The following is a 25,847-nucleotide window of genomic DNA, read 5'->3' on the forward strand; positions in this document are numbered from 1 at the left end:
CTCTTGCCCGTTTTGAGCAATTGCCAACCTGGTGGGCAAATACTCGCTGCGAGAGTGAGTCGTGTCAACAGCAGAGTTCGCGCCGGGGCAGCACCCCGGCGAAAAACCTCACGACGTAAATTTTGGCAGTTATTCTCCCGAGAGCAGTTTCTCGGCCATCGCCTCGTTGGTGATCAGGCCGTTCACCAGCCGCCCGTGGAGAGCGGACGACAATGCCGGTCGTTTTGCCTCGCCCACGGCGACGGCGATCACTCGCCGTTCTGCCGCTTTCGGCAACGGCACGGACGCGACGCGTCGGTTCAAGTCGCAATCGAGCAGGTGGCCTTCTCGGTCGTAGATCCAACTGGTGATCTCACCGGTTGCACCATCTGCGACCAGTTGCTCCATCTCGGCCTCGGCGACGAACCCGTCGACAACCAGCGGAGCCTGCCGCCCCATCTGGCCAATACCCACCAGCGTCAGGTCGGCTTGCTGACCAAGGCTGATCGTGTTGCGGACCGCCTCCTGCGCGTGAAGGATCTCCAATTCGTCGGTGTCGCTCGCCAGAACCGGCAACGGGTAAGGATAGTGCTTCGCCCCGACCCGCTCGGCCATCGCGATGGTTGCGTTATAAGGCGTGGCGGACCCGTCCGACATCATGTTTCCCAGAAGCGAGACAATCCGGTGCTGAGGGCAGGAAAGGCGCGGCAGTTGTTCCACTGTTGCCTTCAGCGCCCGGCCCGTGCCGAGCGCGATGATGCGGCCCTCTTCGGATTTCAGCACCCGTTCCAGTTCAACCGCAGCCGCGATCGCGACGCCGGTCAGCAGACCCGGCGCGTCTGGATCGGAGGGAACGATGTCGCAGAATTGGAGCCCGAAACGCTCTGTCACCTGCCCGGCCAGATCCATGCAGCGACCGATCGGATGATCCAGACGGACCTTCACCAACCGTTCGGAAACGGCAAGCGACACCAGCCGCTGTGCAGTCTGGCGCGATACGGAGAGCTTCCGGGCGATTTCGTCCTGGGTATTGCCGGCAACGTAATAGAGCCATCCGGCCCTCGCAGCATCGTCGAGCCGTGTCGTCTCGGCCGTAAAGCGTCCCTGCGTCACCCGGTCATCCTCAGTCTGCGTTCAACAACACCTGCGGGAAATCCCGCCAGTTGTCAAAACTTCCCACACCGGCCGGCGGAACTGGCCGGTGCCCGCCTCCAGTATAGACCAGAACCTGCATCCCGGCCGCCACTGCCGCCTCGACACCCGGCCGGCTGTCCTCGATGACAAGCGTGCGGGCCGGATCCGCCCCCATCCGCTCGGCTGCGAAAAGGAAGAGGTCCGGCGCCGGCTTGCCGCGCGCGACTTGCGACGCGGTAAAGACATCGGGCCCGAAGACCGGGGCGAGGCCGACGATGTCCAGCGATCGGGCAACGCGCTGCGGGCTGGAACTGGTGGCGACGCATTTCGCCGGGCGGAGCCGGTCGAGCAGCGCTTCGACCCCTGCGGTCGTGCGGAGTTCGGTTTCGAAGCGGGCGAGGAGCGACCTTCGGTATCGCTGTTCGAGATCGCCCGGCAAGGCAATGGCGAACGCCTCGCGGATGCCGCGCGCGACCGTTGGAAAGCTGCGGCCGAGGCAGTTGTCCCGAACATAGTCCGGCGTGATCGTCAGGCCGAGCCGTGCAAGCTCTGCGATCAGCACGGCGGCAGAGATCGGCTCGCTGTCGACGAGCACGCCGTCGCAGTCGAAGATCACGAGATCGGTGTCAGACATGGTGTGGATCACGCGGCGGCTCCGTTCCTGCACATCTCCTTTGACTATCGCGTTTCTGCCTCGCGATGAATCGGAATTCATGCCGGGCGTCGCCGAGGGCGTCCGTGGTGCAAAGCGCCCGAACGCTGGGCCGAGCAGAGCCCGGTGGGCGAACCTTGATCGGTCTCGTTGCATTTTGGCGATTTCCGGCGGATAAATCCGGCATGTCCAAATACGCCTATCAGTTGAAAATGCAGTCGCTTTGCGCGGGTTGATCTCGGTCGGCGAACTTTCAGAGCTACTTGGCGTCTCCGACCAGACGATCCGCCGGGTGATCCGCCCCCTGGTCGACGAAGGCAAGGTCCGCAAGGTTCACGGTGCGATCATCAGCGTCGAAAGGCCGGTGGACGCGCAGTTCCATGCCCGGATGCCGTTGATGCGCGCGGAAAAGACAGCCATCGCAACCTTTGTCGCGTCGCAAATCGCGGATGGGGATTCCCTTGCGATCGCCACCGGGTCCACCTCGGGGTTCATCGCGCAGGCACTGAAGATCCGGCGTAACCTGATGGTCGTTACCAACTCGATCTTCGTGGCGAGCACCCTTTCGACGGTCCCGGGCAACCGCGTCTTCATGGCCGGAAGCCAGCTTCGCGACCATGACGGGGCCGCGTTCGACCGCCAGACCTTCGCCAGGTGCTGTCAGACAGAATCGAACTCGTCTTCGCTAATCGGGTTGCATGTGTGGGCGGCACTGGCCCGCGCGATCGCGGCCATGGCGGCCCGGGCGGACGCGCCGTCACCTTCAAGTCCGCGCTTGGCAAGGTGCAGCAGGAACGGTGGTGTCAGACCAATGCGAACCGGTCTCCACAAGGGCAGGATCGCTGTCCCTTATGCTGCGAAGAGGCCGCGCCACTCGGCGAGAGCGGCGGCGCGGTTTCGTTTGAAACTGGCTCGGGGTGGAGGCTGCGTTCCGTGTCGAAGAGGTTGTAGACCGAGGCGTGGACGGCGGCGAACTTCTGAAGACTTCGCATCCGCCGGAAGCGGAGCATCGCCCGTTCCCGTCTTCGAAATGGCTGGGGCGAGTTTTCCGCCCGATTGTTCATCCAGCGGCCAGTCCGCTGGCGATCGCCAATGCTGAGTTCGCCGAGCGCGGCGCCATAAGAGCGTAGACGGTCAGTCACGAATTCGTCGACGCGACCGTGCCGCCTCATCGATTTTCTCAAGAATTTCAAGGCGGCTTTCTTGTCACGCTTCTTGGTCACGAAGCTCTCGAGCACTTCGTCTTCGTGATCGACCGCCCGCCACAGGTAATGCTGCTCGCCGTTGATTTTCACGAAGACCTCGTCGAGGTGCCAGCGGCTCGAGCGAATACCGCCGACGCGCCGTTTCCGGATCTCGGCGGCGAACATCGGGCCGAAGCGGTTCCACCAGAACCGGACCGTCTCGTGACTGATGTCGATGCCGCACTCGTGCAGCAGGTCCTCCACGTTTCGGAGCGAAAGCGGAAACCGGATGTACATCATCACCGCCAGGCGAATGATCTCTGGGCTCGTTTTGAAGTAGCGAAATGGGGAGCGCTTCGTCATCGGCGGAGGCTACGAAACCGCCCTACCCGCCTCCAGCACAGTTCCTTTGACACTGCCGTTTGACATGTTCGAAACCGGCTAAGCAGTGACAAGGTATTTCCTTCTTTAGCCCTTCCTCTGATCGATCTACTGACGCCGAAGAGATTCCAGGAAACAACCCAAGCAGCACCCTGTTGCCTGTTCGGGCTCGAAGGAAAGGGAGTAAAACATGAAAAATAGGCTTACTCGTCGCAAATTCCTGCGGACGACAGCAGCCGCCGGCCTCGCATCCCCGATGGTGATCGGAGCCACGCGTGCGCACGCCCAAGATTCGCTGATCGTCGGCGACATGGGCGGCGCCTTCTACGAGGGCTTCAAGCTCGGCTTCTATGACGAATTCGAGAAGGAATTCGGGATTTCCATTTCGGCGACGACCATGCAACCCGACCCGCTGCCGCAATACAAGATGGCGGTGGACACGAACACCAACTTGTTCGACGTCGCCCTGATGACCCCCGAGCATGTCTTGCGCGTGCAGAGCCTGGATGGCGAGTATTTCGAACCGCTGAACCTGACCATCGACAATCCGGACGATTTCATCGAAGGCAATTTCACCGACCATTTCGCCGGAGTTGGCATCTACGCGATGGTCATGGGCTACCGGCAGGACACGATCGGGGAAAACGCGCCGAAATCCTGGTCGGGTTTCTGGGATACGGAGGCCTTCAAGGGCCGCCGCGGCCTGTGGCGCAGCCCGGTCATCACCCTGGAAACGGCGCTGCTGGCCGATGGCGTGGCGCCGCAGGACATCTATCCGCTGGATGTGGACCGCGCCTTCGCCGCGCTGGATCGGATCCGGGGTGATATCGACATCTGGTGGACCAGCGGCGCCCAGGCGACGCAGCTCCTGCAGAATGGCGAACTCGACCTGATGTCGGCCTGGTCAACCCGCGCCTATGCCGCCATCGCCAGCGGCGCCCCGGTCGGCCTGATTTGGGAAGGTGTCTACAACATTGACGGCTGGACCATTCCGAAAGGCACACCCAAACCCGACCTCGCGCGCGAGTTCATCAAGTACACCATGGACCCGGAGCGCCAAGCGAAGTTCACCCAGAAGCTCGCACTCGGCCCGACCAACCGGACGGCTTATGACTTCATCGACCCAGAAGTGGCCAAGCAGTTCCCGACCGCACCGGGCAATTTCGACAATCTGATCCTGCTGAACGCCGGATATTGGGCCGAGAACCAGGACGCGCTGACCGAGCGGTTCGAGCAGTGGATCCTGTCATAAAGCCGAACCATCCACAGACATCATCGACCATCGGGCGCGCTGCGGCGCGCCCGTGCAAGGATACCTGGCCCATGCGCGTTTCCCGCGACCCTGCCACCAGCAAGCCCAGACGGCCGTCGCGCAGGATCGATTCGATCTTCCTCGCCGGTCCCGGTCTGCTCTATGTCGCCCTGCTCCTGCTCCTGCCGGCCGGAGCCCTTGTCCTGCTGTCGCTCCAAAACCCCGAGACCGGGCGCCTGGAACTCGCCGTTTATCGCGATCTGTTTTCGGCCGGGATCTATGTGCAGACCCTGCTCAACACCTTCGTGATTGCCGCCCAAGTGACGGTAGTCTGCATTTTCGTGGGATACGTTGTCGCCGCCTGGCTGACCGTCATGTCGGAGGAACGCCGGCGCCTCGCGATCTGGTTGGTGCTTCTGCCAGTCTGGGTCAGCCCGCTTCTGAAGAACTTTGCCTGGATTGTCCTTCTGGCACGGCGCGGTATCGTCGCCCAGCTCCTGACCGGACTCGGCTACGAGGGCGAGATCAACCTGCTATTCGGCCGCGGCGCAGTGGTCTTCGGCATGGCACATGCGCTCCTGCCGATCGCCATCCTGACCATGCTGCCGACCATGATGGGTATTGACCGGCGCCTGCTCAGCGCATCGCAGACCATGGGTGCCAGCCGCAGTCAGTCGTTCTGGCGGATCTTCCTGCCGCTGTCGATGCCTGGTGTCACCGCAGCGGGGCTGTTGATTTTCATCATCGCTATCGGCTTCTTCATCACGCCGGCACTGCTAGGCTCGCCGTCCGAGACGATGATCGGCCAGATGATGATCACCCAGGTGCAGCAGTTTTTCAACATGCGCCTCGCCGGGGCTCTGGCAACCCTTCTGCTGGCGGTTACGCTGGTGGTGGTGGTGGTCTATGACCGAATATTCGGGATTTCCGCGGCCTCCGGCGGCGGTAGTGGCGACGCCCGGCCGCGCAGCACCATCTTGCGGCGGATAGGCCATGGGGTACTTGGCACCGCCTCGGCGCTGACCGATCTGCTCGGGCGCGTCGGCTTCGGCGCCCTGGGTATGCAGGGTCTGTCGATGGCCGCGATCCTTGTGGTCGCGCTGCTGATCGTGCCGGTGGTCGCGTTTCCGCCGATGGCCTTCTCCGGCTCGTCCTTCCTGGAGTTTCCGCCGAAATCTTTCTCGCTCCAGTGGTTTGAACGCTACCTGACCGATCCTCTCTGGACCGGCGCGACGCTGCGATCGATCGGGATATCGATCGTCACCGGCATTCTGGCGACGCTGCTCGCCGGACTTGCCGCCTACGGCATGGCCCGCACCAAGACGCGTCTGGGGAGCATCGCCTTCCTGCTGTTCCTGATGCCGATGATCGTGCCCAATATCGTGATCGCCGTGGCGCTCTTCTACATCTTCGCCAAGCTCGGACTGGTGGCAACGGACCTTGGTATTGCCCTGGGACACACGCTGACCGCCATGCCCATCGTCTTCGTCATCATGCTCACCACATTTCGTGGCTTCGACTGGCGGCTGGGCGATGCCGCCGGCACGCTGGGCGCCTCGCCCTGGCAGCGCATCCGCCATGTCTTCCTGCCGCTGGTGCGGGGGGGAGCCATGTCCGCCTTCCTGTTCGGCCTGCTGCATTCCTTCGACGAGTTGACCATCGCGCTCTTCGTCGGCGGCGGGGTGAAGCAGACTCTTCCCAAGAAGATGTGGGACGACATTCTTCTGAGCGTCAGCCCGACGCTCGCCGCCGCTGCGGTGGTGGTAATCCTTCTGGTGACGATCCTCTTTGTGATCGCCGAACGTTCGAGGCCGAAATGACCTTAGTTCAGACCCAAGCGACCGACCCCTGTGCCGATGGCACCCGAGCGCCGGCCACCGCCGCCACTGAGCGTGCCAAGCTCAGCGTGAACGGCCTCACCAAGTTCTACGGAGACGTCGCGGCACTCGACCGGGTGTCTCTGGATGTCCGCGAGGGCGAGCTGATGACCCTGCTCGGCCCCTCCGGCTCTGGCAAGACCACTCTCCTGCAGCTGATCGCCGGCTTGGTCGAACCCAGTGAGGGCACTGTCATCGTCGACGGCAAGAACTACACCGGGACGCCGATCCACACCCGCGACATCGGCGTAGTGTTCCAGAACTACGCGCTGTTTCCGCATATGACGGTGGGCGAAAACGTGGGCTTTCCGTTACTGATGCGCAAGACGCCGGCGGACGAGACGGCACGCCGCGTGGGCGAGGCGCTGGAGATGGTCGGGCTGTCGCATGCCCACGACCGGTTTCCGCAGCAACTGTCCGGAGGGCAGCAGCAACGCGTCGCCCTGGCCCGCTGCCTCGTCTACAAGCCGGCGATCATCCTGCTCGACGAGCCGCTCGGCGCGCTCGATGCCAAGCTGCGCGAGGTCATGCAGATCGAGATCAAGCGCATCCACCGCGAGACCGGCACCACGATGATCTTCGTCACTCACGACCAGGAGGAAGCGCTGGCGCTGTCCGACCGTGTCTGCCTGATGAACGAGGGTCGCATTGCCCAGGTCGGCACGCCACAGGAGATGTATGATCGGCCCAGAAACCGCTTCACCGCGGATTTCATCGGCCGCTCGACGATCTTCGACGGCACCGTGAGGGACGGCAAGCTGGACACAAAGGTCGGCGCGCTGCCGCTTCCCTCCGACGCCGATGCCGCGGAAGGCGAGACCGGCGCCCTGATGGTGCGGCCCGAATACCTGACCCTGGGACAGGGCGAGCTGCGCGGCCGGGTCGTGGAAACCGTGTTCAACGGCGCGGAAATGCGCGTCCTGCTGCGGGTCGGCGATGTCGAGATCACCGCCTCGGCGCCGGCGCGCAATGCAAGCTATGAAGTCGGCCAGGACATCGCCATCGGTTGGGCGCCAAACGATGCGAGATATGTCCTCAATGACTGACAACCTCTTTGCCCGCCCGATCTTGCTGGACTGCGATCCCGGCGTCGACGACGCGATCGCGATCGCCATGGCGCTGGCCCTGCCCGAGGCGGTGGACCTGCGCGCCATCACCTGTGTCGCGGGCAATGTGCCGCTCAGCGCAACGTCGCGCAATGCACTGCGGATTCTGGAGCTGCTAGGCCGCACCGATATCCCCGTTCATGCCGGAAGTGCGCGGCGGATCATGTCTCCCGAGGGGCGCAATTCGTCGGCCCACGGCGCCGACGGGCTCGGCGGGATCGACCTGCCGGACCCCAAGGCTGCGCTCCAAGACGAGCACGCGGTCGATGCCATTCGCCGGATTGCGCGCGAGACGCCGGGCGGGCTGACGATCTGCGCCATCGGTCCGCTGACCAACATTGCCCTGGCCCTGCTGCGGGACCCCGGCTTGGCCGATCACCTGCGCGAAATCGTGCTGATGGGCGGCGCCTGCTTCGGCCCGGGCAACACCACGCCGCTGGCCGAGTTCAATTTCTACGCCGACCCGCATGCCGCGCAGATCGTCTACGACTTTGGCATCCCGATCGTGCAGTTCGGCCTCGACGTGACCCGCAAGGCATTGCTGAGCGACGGCTTCAGCGCCGCCCTCGCGGAGTCGGGCAATGCGGTGAAGAGCGCGCTCGGACGGATGCTCGGCGCCTACGAGAGCCGCGATCCCTGCCTGCACGATCCCTGCGTGATCGTCTGGCTGGCCCGGCCCGAGTTATTCCAACTGATCGAGGCCCATGTCGAGGTCTTGCATGGCGAAGGTCCTGGGTCCGGGCAATCCCTGGCACGGGTGCAGGAGCGCCACCTGCAGGGCCGAAAGCCGAATTGCCGGATCGCGACCGAGGTGGACCGGGCCGGACTTGAGGCGATATTGTCGGATTGTGTCGACCGGCTTGTCCGGATGCAGCAAGGGGCATGACATGATCACAGTGTTCGGCTCGCTAAACGCAGATCTGTGTTTCGAAATCGCCCGCTGTCCGCAAGCGGGCGAAACCATCGCGTCGACGTCCATGACCATGCATGCCGGAGGCAAGGGCGGGAATCAGGCGCTTGCCGCCGCGAAAGCGGGGGCACAGGTGACTTTCGTCGGGGCCGTTGGCAGCGATGACCTGGCTGCCCTGGCTCTGTCGGGTTTGAAAGCCGCGGGCGTTGATCTGTCCGGCGTTCGGCGCGACCAGGGCAGGACAGGCTGTGCCGCCATACTGATCGACGAAAGCGGCGACAACCGCATCGTTCTGAGTGCCGGCGCGAATGGCGACGTGAACGCTGCGCAACTCTTGGACAGCGACCTTGCGAAGTCGCGCTTTCTGCTCATGCAGATGGAAATCCCAGAGCAGGCGGTTGTGGCTGCGATCGACCTTGCCAGGGAAGCCGGTGTGCGCACCATCCTCAACCTTGCCCCCGCCGGTCCTTTGCCACCGGACGCACTTCGCAAGGTCGATCTTCTGGTGGTGAACGAATCCGAGGCGGAATTCGTGGCTGGGATGTGCGCCTCCCCGAGTGACGCCAGATCCCTCGCCGCCGCCCTGGGTACCGGCGTGATCCGGACCCTGGGGGCGGATGGCGTCGAAGCCTGTATCGACGGCATCTCCCACCGCGTTGCCGGAATTCCGGTCGACGTGGTCGATACGACCGCGGCGGGCGATTGTTTTATCGGCGTTCTGGCGGCCGAACTCGATGCGGGCCAGGAGATAGGTGCGGCGTTGAGCCGCGCGACCACGGCCTCGGCCTTGACCTGCACGAGGCGCGGCAGTCAGACGAGCCTGCCGAGTACAATAGAAGTGAATGATTTCTTGTCGTTGATCCACGCGTGAATGGATTCTGCCGAGGTACGCCGAGATTTGCAGAGGCGTTGCCCCCTGGGACGGTGACCGTATCCGTGTGCCGGCTGGTTTGTAGGATTTGCTCTGACCCCCGATGCTCATCCATCTGTGACCGGAGTCCTCGGATGAATTTGGCGCCGTTGCGCCGAGGGAGCAATTGGCGAGCGGCGCAACGGTTCAGTTGCGTGGACCCGGTCGCCCATTGCGGTGAGTTTGGCGGCGTATTCCATCGGCGTCTGATAGCCGAGGGCCGAGTGAGGGCGTGCCGCGTTGTAGTCTTCGACCCATCGCGCGATGGCTGAGCGGCCCCGTCGCTTGCGCACCGACAGGCCCTCCTCGCGGTAGAGCCGCTGGGCCTTCTTCCGGTTCACGACATGTCCCTCCTGCCTGAGCAGCACGTGCAGCCGCCGGTAGCCGAACCGACGACGTTCGCCGGCCAGCGTGCGCAGGCGCTCGCGCAGCTCGGCATCGTCCGGACGACTGCTGCGGCAGCGGATCGTCGAGCGATCCGCCCCGATCACGGAGCGCGCCCGCCGCTCGCTCATCCGATAGGTCTTCACCAGATGCGCGACGGCTTCTCGCCTGACAGCGGGCGTCACCACTTTCGTGACAGAAGATCTTTCAGCGCCGCCTGATCCAGCATCGCCTCGGCGAGGAGCCGCTTCAGCTTCGCGTTCTCCTCCTCCAGCGCTTTGAGCCGCTTCGCGTCGGTGACATCCATCCCTCCGAACTTGGCCTTCCAGGCGTAGAAGGTGGCCTCCGACATGCCGTGCTTGCGGCACAGCTCCGCCGTCTTCGTCCCGGCCTCATGCTCGCGCAAAATGCCGATAATCTGCTCGTCCGTGTATCTCGATCGCTTCACTGTCCGGTCCTTTCGTTGGGCCGGACTCTAGCATCAGATGGAGGAGCTTTCGGGGGTCAGAGCAGCTCGATGCCGAGCTCGGCACAGACGCGGTCGAAATAGTGGCTGCCCGTCGCGGGGCGTTTGCGCAGGCCAAAGAGCCGGTCGGTGAACTCCTTGCCGTTGTCAGTCAGCACGCGGATGATCTTCATCGGCGCGCTCCAAGTCTCGCAGGAACCGCCGCGCGTTGACCTTGCGAATTAGTTTAATGCCGTACCGGGGCCGATGTTCGAGATACGACGCTTCAGAAACTGCCGCGCAGCTGCGCCGCCGTGCGGGCCATGTCGGCCTCGGGTAGTGCCGGCGGAACCGCGAACCTGCCCGGTTCGTCGGACAGATAGGCCTGCGACGTCACGTCGTGGACATCGTGCATCGGCACCACATGGGCATGGACATGCGGCACATGGGTGCCGGTGTAGAACATCGCCACGCGGTCGACCCGGTAGAGCGCCTTCAGGCCGCGCGCGATCCGCTGGGCCAGATGCGTGATTTCGGACGCCAAGTCGGCCGGCAGATCCTCGAACCAGCGGTGATGCTGGCGCGGGACGATCAACGTATGCCCCTCGCGGATCGGATGCAGGTCGAGAAACGCGACGATGCGGCCGTCCTCGTAGACCCGATAGGCGGGCAGGTCTCCGGCGGCGATTCGGCAAAAGAGGCACGAACTCGACAAAGCTGGTCTCCGGAAGCGGGGCAGGAAGTTGTGTGCGGTAGGCTGCTTCAAACGCGCCAAAGCGTCAATCGGCTGCTCAGCGCAGGAGACGCAAGACCGACGCTGGCGGAGTTTCCTGGGCGAAGACTGGCAGATTGGGTTTCCTATTGGCACGGAGCGGCCAAGCACCGCGACGAAGCCGATTTCCAGGACCTGTTCGAAATGTCGCGCCGGGCCGGAATGGAGCGGTGAGACTTGGCCGGAACACGTGCAGAGGTGTCGGCAGACGAATCCACCCGGAATCCACCTCGCAAGCGCCGGGCGGAATACCGCATCCAAGCCAAAGGTTTACGGAATCACGAACTGGCCGGGGCGACTTCCCGGCGGCAAGTCAGGAAGCCGCGTCGTCAAAGCCTCACAAGCCGTCCATCTCATTCTTCCGGCGGCGAAGCTTCGGGAGAACGCGGCGATCCGGCGAATGCCTACGCCTCTTCTGCCAGCGCTGCGGCGAGACCGGTCAGGACCTTGTCGGCCTCCTCGGTATCGAAGTCCATCTGGTACCGCTTCCTGACACCATGATCGGAGAGAAGATGGTATTCGGATGGCTCGACGCCGTGGCGCGCGAGGCAGTTGCGGACGCAGGCCAATGCGCAGCCGTCGATGCCAATGATGCGGCGTCCGGATTTGGCAAGGCGCACCAGCTTGGACACATCACCACCGACACCAGCAATGCAAGACATCTCGGCCAGCCCGCGCCGGTCCAGTGCAATTGCCAGATAGTTGGCCATCTGTGCCGCGCTGGAGCAGCCCGAACAGGAATAGACCAAGGGAAGATGGTCGCGTGAGGACATGGCGGGCTCCAGCGGTGTTTCATTGATCCGAACACGGGTCTGACGAATTGTCGACTGACAAAGAGTCGCGGCGCCGGTGTCATTTGTGGACGTATACCTCATTCCTCGTAGCCCCCATCCCCGATCATAGTTTTTCAGAAGTCGGTTCTCGAGTGTCAGCTCGGCGACCACCCCCTTGCTGGTGCGCGAGGAATGCAGAGATCTGTTGCAGCAGATTGAAGACAAAACAGTTCGCGTCGACGCGAGGACCCAGAAGGCGCATCGAATTTCTGAAGATGCAGAGACGGCGAAACGCCTGCGAACTCTTCCGGGCGTCTGCCCGATCACCGTCTTGGCTTTTGAGGCCTTTGCACCGGATATGAGAACCTTCCGGCGCGGACGGGACTACGCTGCCTGGCTGGGGCTTGTGCCGCGCCAGCACTCCTCGGGAGGCAAGGAGCGATGGGCGCGGGTCACGAAAGCGGGTCAGGCGGACATCAGGCGCCTGCTCATCATCGGTGCAATGTCACAACTTAACCGGTTGGGACGATTATGCATCGCGCAAGGTTCGTGGCTAGAGCGGATGCTCGCAAGGAACCGGCCAAACCGCGACGATGTCGATTCCAGCGGCGTACCGTTTGCGCGAACCTTGGAAACATCTGCGTCGCTGACCGGAAGGCAACTTTGGGGGCAGCACGTCAGGGGAAGATCACCTGCGACAATTGCCGCCGCCCCCGATGAAAGGACCAGGGTGTTGTCAGAAGAACTTGAACTGCTAGGCTGGTAACGGCTCGGGTGTTGGTCTCGTCGGCGCTCTGCAAGGTCTTTTCCCTTACAGATCAACTTTTTGCGTCTTATTTCCACAGTAAGAGGCAGGAAGGGGCGGCTAGGCCCGATTCCTCTGACATTACCCCGGGTCACGCCGCCAACGCGGTCGAAGTTGCAGACTGGGTATAGGGTTGCCGGCCACAACCAGAGGGCATTACGGACCCAATACAGCATCGTCGATCAGCCGTCGTCATTATTTGTATTTATCTATTTAGCATAATCTTTTGGCCCCAAGATGTCTGGGAGGGAACCGGGAGGCGGGACGGGTGCTGGCATGTGTGGACGGCTCCGTTTGCGCAAGGGTTGATTTAAGCTGAGAACGATCGTTGCGGGGTGCGGTTATGTGTCCGGCCTCTGCGCGCGGTGCTTGTGACCGCTGGCCCAGATGAAGTCCGCTAGGTTCCGGACTTCGGTAACGGGGCGGTCCTGGTCAAGCACTTTTGCGCATGCCACAAGGGCCGCCGAGCTGCAGCCTTGTCGTTCTTGCGATTGACATGCTTCCCTGTTTGGCGGCCTTTGTCTGAGATCGACCCGGGTGCATGCTTCGGTCCGTGGTCGGCGCGACGGCCGCCAACATGATGCTGGTTCAATGCAATTCCGGTGTGCCCATCTCATTGGCGTGCTCGACATGGTCGGCAACAGTCCTGAGCACGGCATCACCGCAATCGCGTCCCGTGGGGACCTCGAAGGCCCGCGATCAGGCGGGCAGCAGTCTGGAACTGTTATCTTCAGCCGGCGTGTATCACCGGAGTATCGAAGCGGAAGTCGGCGTCGTCTGTCCACATGCGGTGCAGGATCACGGCGATGCGCCGCGCCAGTGCAACCATCGCGCGCTTCGCGCCACGGCGCCGTGCAAGTTTTGCGGCCCAGGTTCTCAGCCATGTTGCCCGTCCGCGATGCATCATGACGGTTGCCGCCTGGCACAACGCACGGCGCAGGTTGACGTCACCCGCCTTGGTGATCCCACCAGTGACATCCCGCTCGCCCGATTGGTTGCGAGATGGCGTCAGGCCGACCCACGGCCCGACCTTCTTCGAGGACGTGAACCGGGCCGGGTCATCGACCGCAGATCGATATGTCAGTGCCACGACCGCGCCGATCCCGGGCATCGACATGAGGCGCAGACAGACGGGATCCTCATGGGCGAGTTCGCGGACATGGCGTTCAAGGCCCGCCAGCTCTCGTCGCAGCACCGACCGTGCGCGGAGCATGGGTTCGGTTGCAGCTTCCAGCATCGGATTGCCTGCCGCCAGTTCTCTGATCCGTTGTTCGAACCGGCCACGAGATATGGTGCCGACCTTGAGGCCGAAGTTTCGCAAGAGCCCGCGCAGGGACATCTCCAAAGTGATGAATCCTTGTTGCACGGCCTTGCGGGCGGTGAGCACAGCGCGAACCTCTTGTGCCGACACCGATTTGCAGTGAACCGGTCGGAACCAGCCGAGGTGGAGCAGACGCGCGATCCCTTCGGCATCACGACGGTCCGTCTTGATCGGCATCGCCTTCAGGGCGCCTTTCACTTGCCGGGTTTCCATCAGCACGACAGGTTGTCCCGCCTCGGATAACCCGCGATGCAGCCACTGCGACAAGAGGCCAGCCTCAAGTCCGATGGCCGCAATGACGCCGTCCTGTTCGCGGATCCAGCGCAACAGCGCTTCGGGCTCGCTGGCCGCCTGCGCCTCCCTCACGATCTTCCCATGCTCGTTGATCACGCAAATCGCGGTTTTCTCCAGTGACACATCCAGCCCGACAAACAACCTCATCCCGTAGTCCTCCCTTTGGATCCGATATGGGAATGGCGCCAGCTTGCCCTCGATCGTGCAATGGTAACGGGCAGGTTGCGACGCAGGCCCCGTTACGGCATCTCATTGAGTTTCAAAGCCAGAACAGAATGGTTGCGGCCAGCATGATCGCGGAGAAGAACGTTTCCGGGCATCGGTCGTATCGGGTGGCGACGCGCCGCCAGTCCTATAGGCGACCGAACATGATCTCGATGCGGTTGCGCCGTTTGTAACGTCGCTTGTCGTATTGGATCGCCTTCTCTCGGGACTTCCAGCCTGGGATGCAGACTTTTATCCCCTTGCCTTTCAATGCATCTCTGAACCAATCAGCATCACAGCCGCGATCTGCCAGCAGCCAGCCCGCCTTCGGCAGGCTGCCCAGCAGAGCCGCCGCGCCAGTGTAATCACTCACCGGACCGGCTGACATGTAGAACCCGATCGGTCGCCCCTTGGCGTCGGCCACGGCGTGCAACTTGGTATTCATACCGCCTTTTGTCCGCCCGATCTGGCGTCTGCGCCCCCCTTTTTCACGCACAGGCTTGAAGCCGTGCGGTGCGCTTTCAGATACGTCGTGTCGATCATGATCGTCCTGTGCTCGGCGCTTTCGGCGGCCAGGCCGATCATGATCCGGGCGAAGACACCGTTGTCGCTCCAGCGCTTCCAGCGGTTGTTGAGCGTCTTCCCGGGCCCGTATTCCCTTGGCGCATCGCACCAGCGCAAACCATTGCGATTGATGAAGATTATACCGCTCAGGACGCGCCGAGGTGGTGTCAGACCAATGCGAACCGGTCTCCACAAGGGCAGGATCGCTGTCCCTTATGCTGCGAAGAGGCCGCGCCACTCGGCGAGAGCGGCGGCGCGGTTTCGTTTGAAACTGGCTCGTGGGTGGAGGCTGCGTTCCGTGTCGAAGAGGTTGTAGACCGAGGCGTGGACCGAGGCGAATTTCTGGAGCGTTCGCATCCGCCGGAAGCGGAGCATCGCCCGCTCCCGTCTTCGGAATGGCTGGGGCGAGTTCTCCGCCCGATTGTTCATCCAGCGGCCAGTCCTCTGGCGACCGCCAATGCTGAGTTTGCCGAACGCGGCGCCATAAGAGCGTAGACGGTCAGTCACGAATTCGTCGACACGACCGTGCCGCTTCATCGATTTCCTCAAGAATTTCAAGGCGGCTTTCTTGTCACGCTTCTTGGTCACGAAGCTCTCGAGCACTTCGCCTTCGTGATCGACCGCTCGCCGTTGATCTTCACGAAGATCTCGTCCAAGTGCCAGCGCCAGCGGCTTGATTTCATCCCCTCGATGCGCCGCTTGCGGATCTCGGCGGCGAACATCGGGCCGAAGCGGTTCCACTAGAACCGCACCGTCTCGTGGCAAATGTCGATGCCACGCTCATGTAGCAGGTCCTCGACATTGCACAGAGAAAGCGGAAAGCGAATGTACATCATGACCGCCAGACGGATGATCTCGGTGCCCGTCTTGAAATAGCGGAAGGGCGATCGTTTCGTCATCCCGAAAGGCTACGTGACCACCCTGCCCCGCTCAAGCCAAGTTTCTTTGACACAGCCCACGAGAAGGACAATTACCCTAGTCATTGGATAGGCGCTCTCTATATCTTGTCTCGCTGTGGCGGCGGGCAGCGGGCAGCAAGATCCGGTGATGATTTCCAATTGGCGTTTCATCTCCTGCCGGAACAAACCTTGCAGACCGTTTGCCGCCATGGCATGAGCCCAGCCTGGCGTCGAGGAAGTCGGCTCGCGGCCCGGTGTGTGGACCTTGATCTGCTCTCCGACAGGCCAAGGGTCGACTGGCAGCGGGTGGGCCGCTGATCCGCCATGTCGGTCTTGAGAATCGCGTCCCAGTGCCGCCGAATTCAGGCACGGCGCACTCTGAACGCGAAACCGGTCGGACGCGATTGCTTCGTCGGCCGGGGACATGCCTCTCAGAGGTAGAGCTGCCGGACGGTATCGTCGCGGAGCAATTCCGCACCGGCGCCACTGGCGGCGATGCGGCCGCGGACCAGAAGGTATCCGCGATCCGCGATGGACAGCGCCGTCTCGGCGTTCTGTTCGATCAGCAAGACCGTGGTGCCACTCCGGTGGATATCGGCGACGACAGCGAAATACTCGTCGATCAGCTTCGGCGAGAGGCCCAGCGACGGTTCGTCCATGACGACGAAGGCCGGGTCGCCGATCAGCGCGCGGGCCAGCGCCACCATCGCCTGCTCGCCGCCCGATAGGGTGCCTGCCTGCTGGCCCAGGCGTTCGCGGATGCGCGGGAACAGCTCGCCCATCGCCGCAAGCCGTTCCTCGAACGGTACGGCGCAGGCCGAGGCATCGTAACCGAGCCGGAGGTTCTGCCGCACGGTGAGCGAGGGGAAGAGCCGCCGGCCTTCCGGCACAAAGCCGACACCAAGCGCGCCGAGCCGCTCGGTTCCGGTTGCCGCGACGTCGTGGCCCATGATCGTCAGCCGCCCCCGGTCGGGCGCGATCAGGCCGCAGATCGTGTTGAACGTGGTGCTTTTGCCTGCGCCGTTCGGGCCGAGTAGGCAGACCAGCTCGCCCTTCGCCACGGTCAGCGACACGTCGCGCAGCATCGGCACGGGACCATAGCTCGTTGAGATGTCGGAAAGCTCAAGCATGGGCTGCCTTCTGGCCCAGATAGGCCTCCTGGACACGCGGATTTAGCCGCACCTCGGCGAACGGCCCCTCGGCGATCTTCTCGCCGTAGTCGATCACCATCACCCGTTCGGGCAGTGCCGCGACCAGCCGCATGTCGTGTTCGATGATGACGTAGGACAGACCGGGCCGCTCGGCCATCGTCATGTGGATGTCCTCGATCAGCGCGTCGGTGTCGCGATCATCCATGCCAGACGACGGTTCATCCAGCATGATGATCTTCGGCTCGGAGGCGAGCGCGCGGGCGATCTCCAGCCGCCGCCGGTCCGCCTGCGGCAACGATCCGGCAAGCGTGTGGCGGCGCGTGTAAAGGTCAGGCGAGACCAGCCGGAGCAATTCGCCCGCGCGCTCTGCCGCCGCCTCCAGTTCGGCGCGGGCGCTGCCCGGGCGCAGAAGCGCGTCGAGCACGCCGCTGCGGGTCCGGCAGTGCATGCCGATGACGACATTGTCGATCAGCGTGAGGTCTGTGAACAGGCGGCTCGACTGGAAGGTGCGCGCGATACCCGCCGCCGCGATGCGGTGGGCGGGCTGGCCGGTGATGTCGCGGCCGGCGAGGCGCACGCTGCCCGAGCTTGGCCGGTAGATGCCCGAAATCAGGTTGAACAGCGTCGACTTGCCGGCGCCGTTCGGGCCGATGATGCACAGGACCTCCCCCGCCGAGAGGGTAAGGTCGACGCCGGAAACGGCGACCAGGCCGCCGAAGCGGATGGACAGGTTGCTTGCCTCGAGAACCGGCACGGCCATCACCGCCCTCCGTAGCTGCGTGGGCGCTGCGGGAACAGGCCCTGTGGGCGCAGCACCAGGAACAGGATGACGACGACGCTGACGAAAAGCAGGCGATATTCGGCGAAGATGCGCAGCTTTTCGGGCAGCAGCGTCAGCAGCAACGCCCCGAGGATGACGCCGAGCGTGTTGTCCATGCCGCCGACGATCACCATGGTCATGATCGTGACCGAGACGAGGAAGGTGAAGTTGTCCGGTGAGATATAGCTGACATAGGCGGCATAGACCGACCCGGCGAAGGCGGCGAGGAAGGCGTCGACAGCGAAGGCCAGCATCTTGTACCAGACGACGTTGATGCCCTGGCAGCGCGCCGCGAGTTCGTCGCCCCTGAGCGCGTTCCAGGCCAGCCCGACGCGGCTGTCGTGCAGCCGGCGCGCGCTGACGATGGCAAGTGCCACGAGCGCGGCGGCAAGGTAGTAGAAATTGGCCTGGCTCGGCAGGCGCCGGCCGAACAGTTCGATCGGAGCGGTGAAGGAATGCCCGGCAATCGACGGCGCGGGAATGCCGACAAGGCCGTTCGGCCCGCCGGTCCAGTCGAAATTGTTGAGAAGCTGGTGGACGACGATGCCGAAGGCGATCGTGACCAGCGCCAGATAGGTCTCACGCGTGCGCATCGAGGGGAATCCCAGGATGAAGCCGAAGGCGGTGGCCACGGCCGCCGCGATCGGCAGCGTCAGCCAGAACGACACGCCGAAGTTGATCGCCAGCAGCGCCGAGGTATAGGCGCCGATCCCGTAGGAGGCGCCGGTGGCGAAGTTCGGAATATTGGCGCTGCCGAGCTGGAAGTTCAGCGCCAGCGCGAGCACGGCGTAAAGCTGGGCGACGACGAGCAGATGCAGCGCGTAGCTGCTGCCCTGCATCATGAACGGGTAGACGAGCACGATCGCCAGGCCGAGACCGAGTGCGGCCGCCCGCGCGCCGCGGAAGGCGCCGACAATGCGGTCCTCGATCGCCGGACGGACCTGGAGCAGCGCGAAACCCGCGGCGAACACCGCAAGCAGCACCACGATCAGCCGCCAGTCGTCGGCCAGGAGGAAAAGACCGAGCAGGACGGCCGCGCCGATCTCGGTGGCGGCGACGATCGCCAGATCCGCGCGGTAGGACCGGCGGTCCGGCGCGGCGATCAAGGGAGCGGTTGCCATCATCTCACACCTTCTCCATGACCGGCCGGCCGAGAATGCCCGATGGCTTCAGCACCAGCACGACGATGACGAGTAGGAAGGCGAAGACCAGCCGGTAGGACGCGCCCTCGGCCATCGTCGCCTGAACGAGCGTGTCGATCCCGGCGATCAGGAGGCTGCCGAGAATGGCGCCCTGAATGCTGCCCAGCCCGCCGATGACGGCCGCCGAAAAGCCGATCAGGCCAAGCTGGATCCCGAAGTCGAAGCGGACGACGCCGGCATAGCTGGCAAAGAAGATGCCGCCGATTGCGCCCACCGCCGAAGCGATGAAGAAGGTCGCGGCGAAGATCCGCCCCGGCCGGATCGCCATCAGCCGCGCGGTGTTGCGATCCTCGGCCACGGCGCGGATCCGCATGCCGAGCGGGGTGTAGCGCATGACCGCGAAAAGCAGCATCATCATCAGGACCGAGACGGCGATGACGAACAGGCTGAACAGCGGCACCGGCAGATCGCCCAGCATGATGCGGGCTTCGATCAGGCGCGGGAAGGGCTTGGGATTGCTTCCCTGCGGATAGATCATGCGGATAAGCTCTCGGATCACCGTGCCAAGCGCCACGGTCGCGACCAGCGCCATCATCGCCGGCGCGTTGCGGAAGCGCCGGATGACCAGCCAGTCCGCCAGAACGCCGATCAGCCCGACCACCCCGATCGCCAGCGCGCAGGCAAGCACGAGCGCGCCGGGCGTGGCCGCCGGGAACACGTTTGCCAGCAGCGCCTGGACGGTCGCCAGCACCACGAAGGGCGCCACGATCGACACGTCGCCATGCGAGAAGTGGATTACGTTCAGCACCCCGAAGAGCAGGCTGAACCCAAGGGCCACCAGCGCGTAGATGCTACCCAGAACCAGCCAGTTCATCAGGTTCTGCACGACGAACGCGTCCATCCGATCCTCCGTGGCACGGAATTGACAAGGGGCGTCGCGGTCATTGCCGGGACCACGGCGCATCCCGCACGAAGCGGCGGGATGCGCCAGGCACCGTCCTAACCCGACACGCGGCGGCTTACTCCTCGAGAGTCACCCATTCTCCGCCCTTCACGACCTTGATCTCGACCTCCACCGGGATCTGCGTCTGCCCGTTCGCGTCGAAGGTCGTGGTGCCAAGAACGCCGTCATAGGAGATGCCGCGGATCGCAGCGGCCAGTGCCGCCTTGTCGTCGATACCCGTCTCGCGGATCGCCGCGAGCAGGATGTTGGCCGCGTCATAGGCGTACTTGGTATAGGGGCTTTCCGGTTCGGCGAAGCCATGTGCGGCGTAGTCGGCGTGCATCTGGTCCAGCTTCGGATTCGACTGCGCCGCCGGATAACTGACCATCGTGCCTTCGGCCGCACCGCCCGCGAGCGCGATGAACTCGGGGTCGTAGAAGCCGGAAATGCCGAACATCGGGATGTCCAGTCCCAGTTCCACCTGCTGCTTGCGCAGGATGCCCGCCTCGGTGATCACGCCACCGAAATAGATCGCGTCGGCGCCCGCATCCTTGATCTTGGTCAGGATGGCGCGGAAGTCCGTGGTGCCCACGGGAAGCAGGTCGGTCGAAACGATCTGCCCGCCGGCTGCGGCAAAGAACGACCCGAACGCATCCGCGTTGCCGGTGCCGTAGTCGCTGGTGTCGGCGACGATGGCAACCGACTTGACCCCGAGATCGCTCGCCGCCCACTGCGCCAGGGGCAGGTTCTCGGCCAGCAGGGTCGGCGTGACCCGCGTCACCTCCGGCAGGTTCTGATCGGTGATCTTCGGGCTGATCGCGCCCCAGACGATCAACGGCATCTGGAAGCGGTTGAAGACCGGCATGGTCGCCAGCGCCACCGGGCTGTTCCAGTGACCGATCGCCGCCACGACCTCGGGGTCGTTGACGAGCTTCATCGCCGCGCCCACGCCGGTCTGCGGGTCGGAGGCATCGTCGAGCGCCACCCCCTCGACCTGATAGGGATAGTCACCCGCATTCGCCTGGTCGATGGCGAGCAGGAACCCGTTCTGCGCCCCGAGACCCTGCTGCGCATTGCCGCCGCTCACCGGCCCGATGAACCCCAGCTTGATCTTGGGCTTGTCCTGGGCCACCGCGCCCAGCGGCGCCAGCGCCACCGTCGCCGCAAGCGCAAACGTCGTCAACACACCACGTCTAGACAGATTGTCGGTCATTTTTCCAGTCCTCCCTGGTTATTGCTCTTGCCACCCGGTCACCATGACCCGCGATGGCCGCGTCCCATTTCAATTCCGTGCGCGGACCTTGCCGTCGGACACCGCACGTTCGGTCGCCGCCCCTAGCGGCCAATCCACAGTCCCAACGCGATCGCCGCGACCGCGATGAGTGCGCCCCACAGGAGCCACGGCTTGGATGTGCCGGCGGGCGCAGCCTTGGGCAGCTTGGGCCCCTCAGCCGGCGCTTCGCTGCCAAGCGTCTCGCCCAGGCGGCCGAAGAACTCCTCCGACAGCTTCTTCGCCGTACCCTGGATCAGCCGCGACCCGACCTGGGCGAGCTTGCCGCCGACATTGACATCGGCCTTGTAGCGCAGCCGGGTGCCCCCGGCCTCATCCGCGAGATCGACGCGGGCGCTGCCGCGGGCGAAGCCGGCCGCCCCGCCCTTGCCCTCGCCGGTGATCGTGTAGCCGCGATCCGGCTCGATCTCGCTCAGCGTGATCTTGGCGCCAAACGTGGCGCTGACCGGGCCGATGGCGGCACGCACCGACGAGGTAAAATCCGTGTCGGACAGCTGGTCCAGCGACTGGCAGCCCGGAATGCAGGCGCGCAGCACCTCGGGATCGTTAAGCGCCTTCCACACCTTGTGGCGGTCGGCCGGTATCAGCGTGTCACCTTCAAGTATCATTGTTCGCTGCTCTCCCTTTCCGCGCGGGCCTGACGGATCTGTTCGAAGACATAGGCCGGCCTCAGCGGCACCCGCGTGATGTTGACGCCGAGACCGGACAGGGCGTCGCTGACCGCGTTGGCGATTGCCGGCACCGCGCCGGTCAGCCCGCCCTCGGCCGCGCCCTTGATGCCACCGACGGTGTCGATGCTCGGCGTTTCGATATGCGAAAGCTCGAGATTGGGAACATCCATCGCGGTGGGGATCAGATAATCGAGCAGGTTGGCGTTCAGATGCTGGCCCTCGTCGTCGTAGACGATCTCCTCCATCAGCGCCTCGCCGATGCCCTGCACCGTCGCGCCGTGGACCTGCCCCTCCACGATCTTGGGGTTGATGACCCGCCCGCAATCGTGCACCACGGCGTAGCGTTCGATCTCTACCCGGCCGTCCTCGGGATCGACGGCGACCTGAACCACATGGGTGCCATTGGCCATCGTCACCATCGGCGGATCGTAATAGTCGGTCGCCTCAAGCCCGTGCTCTTCGCCCTGCGGCAAGCCGAGATTGTTCATCGAATAGGCGGTCTCGGCGACCTCGCGCAGGCTGAGGCTGCGGTCGGCGTCCTCGGGGTCGATGACCCGCCCGTCCTTCAGCACCAGGCGTTCCGGATCGGCATTCAGCATGTACCCGGCAATGCGCCGGATCTTCACGCCCACCTTGTCGCTGCACCGGATGACGGTGCCGCCGCCGACGACCGATCCGCGGCTGGCGAAAGTGCCGGTGCCGTAGGGAGTCTTGGCGGTATCGCCCTCGACCACCATCACGTCCTCCCAGGACACGCCAAGCCGGTCGGCGGCGATCTGCGCGAAGGTCGTATAGTGGCCCTGCCCGGCATCGGCCTGGCTGACATAGACGGTGATCTTGCCGTCGGGCTCGACCACGACGCGCGAACTGTCGAAGCCCGGCATCTTGGCGAAGCCGCGCACCCGCCAGCCGGGCGCGCCGGTGCCGGAAACCTCGGTATAGTTGCAGATGCCGATGCCGCGATACTTGCCATCGACCAGCCGGTCCTTCGGCTGCGCCGCGCGAAACGCGTCATAGCCGACCATCTCGAGCCCGCGTTCGAGCGACTGGGAATAGCTGCCGGTGTCGTAGCGCACGCCGACGACGTTCACATAGGGAAATTCCTCGGGCTGAATCACGTTCCGGCGCCGCACGTCTGCCGGGTCGAGCCCGAGGCGCCGGCCGATGCGGTCCATCATCCCCTCGATGGCCAGGAAGGCCGAGGGCTGCCCGGTGCCGCGATAGGCGCCGGTCGGCGCCGTATTCGTCGTGACCGAGCAGACATCGTACTTGTAGTTCCGGATCCGGTAGGGCCCCGGCATCATCCGCACCGCCGCCGTCGCCTCCAGCGTCGGCGAATAGGGATGGTTGGGATAGGCGCCGCAATTGGTCCTGACGTCGAGATGGGCGGCGCGGATCTCGCCATCATTCGCGACCGCCACCCTGAGCTTCAGGATATGTTCGCGGGCATGGGCATTTGTCAGCAGATCCTCGCGCCGGTCCTGCACCCATTTCACTGCCCGGCCGTAGCGTCGCGCCAGCGCGACGACGATCAACTCGTCGGGATAGACATGGGCCTTGGTGCCGAAGCCGCCGCCGACGGCGGGCGTCACCACACGCAGCACCGATTCCGGGATGTCGAGGTGGTCGGCGATCGCGGTCCGCACGATGTGCGGGATCTGCGTCGGCGTCCAAAGCGTCATGTTGGTGGCGATCGGGTCCGGCCAGGCCATGCAGCCACGCGGCTCGATCATCACGCCGGTGACGCGGCCGAGCTGGAACTCCTCCTCCAGCACCACGTCGCCTTCGGCGAAACGCGCGTCGAAATCCTCGGTCTCGAATGCGGTCCGGAAGATCAGGTTGTCGCCAAGATGGTCATGCAGCACCGGCGCGTCGGGCGAAAGCGCCGCCTTGATCCCCGCGACCGAGGGCAGCGGGTCGTAGTCGATATCGACCAGATCGAGCGCGTCCTGCGCGGCATAGGGGCTTTCGGCCAGGATGACCGCGACATATTCGCCGACGAAGTTCACCCGGTCGATGGCCACGACCGGGCGGCGGACGTCGTGATAGCCGTCGATCTCGATCACCGGGGCAAAGGTCTTGATGTCGCCGGCAAGATCCTTGCCGGTCAACACGTCGATCACGCCGGGCAGGGCCTTGGCCGCGCTGGCATCGACCGACAGGATGTCGGCGCGCGCATAGGGGCTGAGGACGAAGGCGATGTGGATCAGCCCCTTCGGTTCGGGAAGATCGTCAAGGAACTGCGCCTTGCCGCGCATAAGATAGCTGTCCTCGCGGCGCAGGACGGTCTTGCCGATCAGCGTGAAATCCTCGATCGCCTTCATGCCTCGCGCGCCCCCTCGCGCAGCCGCTTCGCCGCGTCCTCGACCGCGTCGATGATGTTCACGTAGCCGGTGCAGCGGCACATGTTGTTGGTCAGCGCCTGCTGTATCTCGTCACGGTCGGGTTCGGGGTTCGTCTTCAGGAACTCGATCGTGGTCATCAGGAAACCCGGCGTGCAGTAGCCGCATTGCAGCGCATGGGCGTCGTGGAACGCCTCCTGCACCGGGTGGAGCGGGCCGTCGCCGGCGATGCCCTCGACCGTGGTGATCTCGGCCCCGTCCAGCGCGGCGGCGAATTGCAGGCAGCTCCGGCCCGTCTTGCCGTTGATGAGCACCGTGCATGCGCCGCAGACACCATGCTCACAGCCAATATGGGTGCCGGTGAGTTGCAGTTCGTGGCGCAGGAAATCCGCCATCAGATAACGCGGCTCGACCTCCCGGACGTAGTCCTTGCCGTTCACCTTCATCCGGACGGTGACCTTCTTGGCACTCATGGCATCTTCCTCGCGGTCCATTCCGCGGCATGGCGGCGGAGGGGGTTTGGGTGCTTGGCCTGGCTCATCTTTCGACCACCGCTCCCTGCATCTGCCGCAGGACCTTGCGGACGAGCGAACCGATGACTTCGGCGCGATAGGCCGAGTCCGCATGCACGTCGCCGGCCGGATCGGCCGCTGCCGCGGCCTCGGCGCCCGCCGCGCGGATCAGCGCATCGTCAAGCCGCTGGCCTTCGATAAGCGCCTCGACCGAGCCGAGCCGCGCCGTGGTATCGCCTGCGCCCATCGCCGACAGCCGGGCGCGAGAGCATCGCCCGTCAGGGCCGAATTCGACGCAGGCCGCGATCCCCGCGACGGCAAATCCGTGCGCGCGGTTCGCGATTTCGAGGAAAGCGCAGCGCGCGCCCTCGGGAATGGCCGGCAACCGCACCTCGGCCAGCATCTCGTCCGGCTCGAGGCAGTTGGTCAGCGCTGAAACGAAAAACTCGTCGGCCCCGACCTCGCGCCGCCCGCGGCTGCTGGCGATGACGAAGGTTGCGTCGAGTGCGGACGCCACGCTCGGCAGTTCCGCCAGCGGATCGGCATGGGCGAGACTGCCGCAGACCGTGCCGAAATTGCGGTTGGCGCGCACCCCCACATGCGGCATCGCGGCCGCCATCAGCGGCAGCCGGGCGGCGACAAGATCGCTCGTCTCGGCCTCTCCCTGCCGGGTGAGCGCGCCACAGGCGATCACGCCGCCCTCCTCGCGCAGATAGGCCAGATCGCGGCAGCGGTTGATGTCGATCAGCACCGCCGGAGACAGGATTCGCATGTTCATCAGCGGGACCAGGCTCTGACCGCCGGAAAGAATGCGGGAATCCGCGCCGTGTTCGGCGAGGAGCGCGCAGGCCTCCTCGATGCTGTCCGGGCGATGGTAGTCGAATGCCGCGGGTTTCACTTCTGTCTCCTTGCTCCGACGCAGCGCCGGCAGATGATCGCCGGGCTGGCGAACCGGGCCGCTACCTGTACGGCTCCGGTTGGGACCAGCCTTGCATGGCGTTGTTCATGTGGAAAATGTATTTTTTCTTACTATTGTAAAGTTAAAATCTATATCTTAAACACTCCACAATCACGGCATTGAAACGCCTGAATGAACAGATTTCCTGTTGTTGCCTGCCGCAACATAGAT

Annotated in this window: 21 protein-coding genes and 6 pseudogenes; 7 read left to right on the forward strand and 20 right to left on the reverse strand. The window is 64.2% G+C overall.

Annotated features, from left to right (window positions below; all coding sequences use genetic code 11):
* Window positions 1–129: 129 nt before the first annotated feature.
* Together V5734_RS12070 and V5734_RS12075 are read right to left on the reverse strand one after the other, a co-directional pair.
* On the reverse strand, window positions 130–1,092 hold the full coding sequence (locus V5734_RS12070) for a sugar-binding transcriptional regulator (RefSeq protein WP_347309901.1): 963 nt from the start codon (window positions 1,090–1,092) through the stop codon (window positions 130–132).
* 10 nt (window positions 1,093–1,102) lie between these two features.
* Window positions 1,103–1,747, reverse strand: a complete 645-nt coding sequence (locus V5734_RS12075) for an HAD family hydrolase (protein WP_347309902.1) — start codon at window positions 1,745–1,747, stop codon at window positions 1,103–1,105.
* Window positions 1,748–1,997: 250 nt separating this feature from the next.
* Between V5734_RS12075 and V5734_RS21585 the strand changes: the two are divergent.
* Window positions 1,998–2,351: pseudogene (locus V5734_RS21585) on the forward strand (DeoR family transcriptional regulator); the annotation flags it as partial.
* 263 nt (window positions 2,352–2,614) lie between these two features.
* Here V5734_RS21585 and V5734_RS12085 read toward each other — a convergent pair.
* Window positions 2,615–3,312: pseudogene (locus V5734_RS12085) on the reverse strand (IS6 family transposase).
* Between the two features lie 208 nt (window positions 3,313–3,520).
* Here V5734_RS12085 and V5734_RS12090 point away from each other — a divergent pair.
* From V5734_RS12090 to V5734_RS12110, 5 genes are all read left to right on the forward strand, one after another.
* Window positions 3,521–4,582: an ABC transporter substrate-binding protein gene (locus V5734_RS12090; protein ID WP_347309904.1), complete on the forward strand. Its 1,062-nt coding sequence runs from the start codon at window positions 3,521–3,523 to the stop codon at window positions 4,580–4,582.
* Between the two features lie 71 nt (window positions 4,583–4,653).
* Complete coding sequence (locus V5734_RS12095; protein WP_347309905.1) at window positions 4,654–6,402, forward strand: ABC transporter permease subunit; 1,749 nt, start codon at window positions 4,654–4,656, stop codon at window positions 6,400–6,402.
* 86 nt (window positions 6,403–6,488) lie between these two features.
* Window positions 6,489–7,505, forward strand: a complete 1,017-nt coding sequence (locus V5734_RS12100) for an ABC transporter ATP-binding protein (RefSeq protein ID WP_347309906.1) — start codon at window positions 6,489–6,491, stop codon at window positions 7,503–7,505.
* On the forward strand, window positions 7,498–8,451 hold the full coding sequence (locus V5734_RS12105) for a nucleoside hydrolase (protein WP_347309907.1): 954 nt from the start codon (window positions 7,498–7,500) through the stop codon (window positions 8,449–8,451). Before V5734_RS12100 ends, V5734_RS12105 begins: the two co-directional genes overlap by 8 nt.
* A gap of 1 nt (window position 8,452) precedes the next feature.
* Entirely contained in the window at window positions 8,453–9,346 is an 894-nt protein-coding gene (locus tag V5734_RS12110; protein ID WP_347309908.1) for a ribokinase, read from the forward strand.
* A gap of 107 nt (window positions 9,347–9,453) precedes the next feature.
* Here V5734_RS12110 and V5734_RS21590 read toward each other — a convergent pair whose 3' ends face one another.
* The 5 genes and pseudogenes from V5734_RS21590 to V5734_RS12130 all read right to left on the reverse strand — a co-directional run bounded on the left by V5734_RS21590 (window position 9,454) and on the right by V5734_RS12130 (window position 11,759).
* The gene (locus tag V5734_RS21590) at window positions 9,454–9,678 is read right to left on the reverse strand and encodes an integrase core domain-containing protein (RefSeq protein WP_432759683.1); all 225 of its coding nucleotides are present in this window, start codon (window positions 9,676–9,678) and stop codon (window positions 9,454–9,456) included.
* A pseudogene (locus V5734_RS12115) lies at window positions 9,658–10,217 on the reverse strand (transposase); the annotation flags it as partial. The pseudogene V5734_RS12115 and the gene V5734_RS21590, both read right to left, overlap by 21 nt.
* Window positions 10,218–10,282: 65 nt before the next feature.
* Window positions 10,283–10,445, reverse strand: a pseudogene (locus V5734_RS21595) (IS481 family transposase); the annotation flags it as partial.
* 55 nt (window positions 10,446–10,500) lie between these two features.
* Window positions 10,501–10,929: an HIT family protein gene (locus tag V5734_RS12125; protein ID WP_347309909.1), complete on the reverse strand. Its 429-nt coding sequence runs from the start codon at window positions 10,927–10,929 to the stop codon at window positions 10,501–10,503.
* 461 nt (window positions 10,930–11,390) lie between these two features.
* Entirely contained in the window at window positions 11,391–11,759 is a 369-nt protein-coding gene (locus tag V5734_RS12130; RefSeq protein WP_347313629.1) for a putative zinc-binding protein, read from the reverse strand.
* Between the two features lie 181 nt (window positions 11,760–11,940).
* Between V5734_RS12130 and V5734_RS21600 the strand changes: the two genes are divergently transcribed.
* Window positions 11,941–12,525, forward strand: a complete 585-nt coding sequence (locus V5734_RS21600; RefSeq protein WP_432759684.1) for a transposase — start codon at window positions 11,941–11,943, stop codon at window positions 12,523–12,525.
* A 769-nt stretch (window positions 12,526–13,294) separates the two neighbouring features.
* Here V5734_RS21600 and V5734_RS12140 read toward each other — a convergent pair.
* From V5734_RS12140 to V5734_RS12195, 12 genes and pseudogenes are all read right to left on the reverse strand, one after another.
* On the reverse strand, window positions 13,295–14,326 hold the full coding sequence (locus tag V5734_RS12140; RefSeq protein WP_347309910.1) for an IS110 family transposase: 1,032 nt from the start codon (window positions 14,324–14,326) through the stop codon (window positions 13,295–13,297).
* Window positions 14,327–14,438: 112 nt separating this feature from the next.
* Window positions 14,439–15,106, reverse strand: a pseudogene (locus V5734_RS12145) (IS5 family transposase); the annotation flags it as partial.
* Window positions 15,107–15,160: 54 nt separating this feature from the next.
* Window positions 15,161–15,846 (reverse strand): annotated as a pseudogene (locus V5734_RS12150) (IS6 family transposase).
* 431 nt (window positions 15,847–16,277) lie between these two features.
* A complete protein-coding gene (locus V5734_RS12155; RefSeq protein WP_347309911.1) occupies window positions 16,278–16,976 on the reverse strand; it encodes an ABC transporter ATP-binding protein in 699 nt (232 codons plus the stop codon).
* Complete coding sequence (locus V5734_RS12160) at window positions 16,969–17,757, reverse strand: ABC transporter ATP-binding protein (RefSeq protein ID WP_347309912.1); 789 nt, start codon at window positions 17,755–17,757, stop codon at window positions 16,969–16,971. The genes V5734_RS12155 and V5734_RS12160 overlap by 8 nt, the downstream gene beginning before the upstream one ends.
* Window positions 17,757–18,941: a branched-chain amino acid ABC transporter permease gene (locus tag V5734_RS12165; RefSeq protein WP_347309913.1), complete on the reverse strand. Its 1,185-nt coding sequence runs from the start codon at window positions 18,939–18,941 to the stop codon at window positions 17,757–17,759. Before V5734_RS12165 ends, V5734_RS12160 begins: the two co-directional genes overlap by 1 nt.
* Window position 18,942: 1 nt before the next feature.
* Entirely contained in the window at window positions 18,943–19,860 is a 918-nt protein-coding gene (locus V5734_RS12170) for a branched-chain amino acid ABC transporter permease (protein WP_347309914.1), read from the reverse strand.
* A 118-nt stretch (window positions 19,861–19,978) separates the two neighbouring features.
* Window positions 19,979–21,115: a branched-chain amino acid ABC transporter substrate-binding protein gene (locus V5734_RS12175; protein WP_347309915.1), complete on the reverse strand. Its 1,137-nt coding sequence runs from the start codon at window positions 21,113–21,115 to the stop codon at window positions 19,979–19,981.
* Between the two features lie 122 nt (window positions 21,116–21,237).
* Entirely contained in the window at window positions 21,238–21,801 is a 564-nt protein-coding gene (locus tag V5734_RS12180; RefSeq protein WP_347309916.1) for a CoxG family protein, read from the reverse strand.
* The gene (locus tag V5734_RS12185) at window positions 21,798–24,188 is read right to left on the reverse strand and encodes a xanthine dehydrogenase family protein molybdopterin-binding subunit (protein ID WP_347309917.1); all 2,391 of its coding nucleotides are present in this window, start codon (window positions 24,186–24,188) and stop codon (window positions 21,798–21,800) included. The genes V5734_RS12180 and V5734_RS12185 overlap by 4 nt, the downstream gene beginning before the upstream one ends.
* The gene (locus tag V5734_RS12190; RefSeq protein ID WP_347309918.1) at window positions 24,185–24,679 is read right to left on the reverse strand and encodes a (2Fe-2S)-binding protein; all 495 of its coding nucleotides are present in this window, start codon (window positions 24,677–24,679) and stop codon (window positions 24,185–24,187) included. The genes V5734_RS12185 and V5734_RS12190 overlap by 4 nt, the downstream gene beginning before the upstream one ends.
* Window positions 24,680–24,743: 64 nt before the next feature.
* A complete protein-coding gene (locus V5734_RS12195; RefSeq protein ID WP_347309919.1) occupies window positions 24,744–25,616 on the reverse strand; it encodes an FAD binding domain-containing protein in 873 nt (290 codons plus the stop codon).
* Window positions 25,617–25,847: the final 231 nt, after the last annotated feature.

It is taken from the genome of Defluviimonas sp. SAOS-178_SWC (genome assembly GCF_039830135.1).
Taxonomy (GTDB): domain Bacteria; phylum Pseudomonadota; class Alphaproteobacteria; order Rhodobacterales; family Rhodobacteraceae; genus Albidovulum.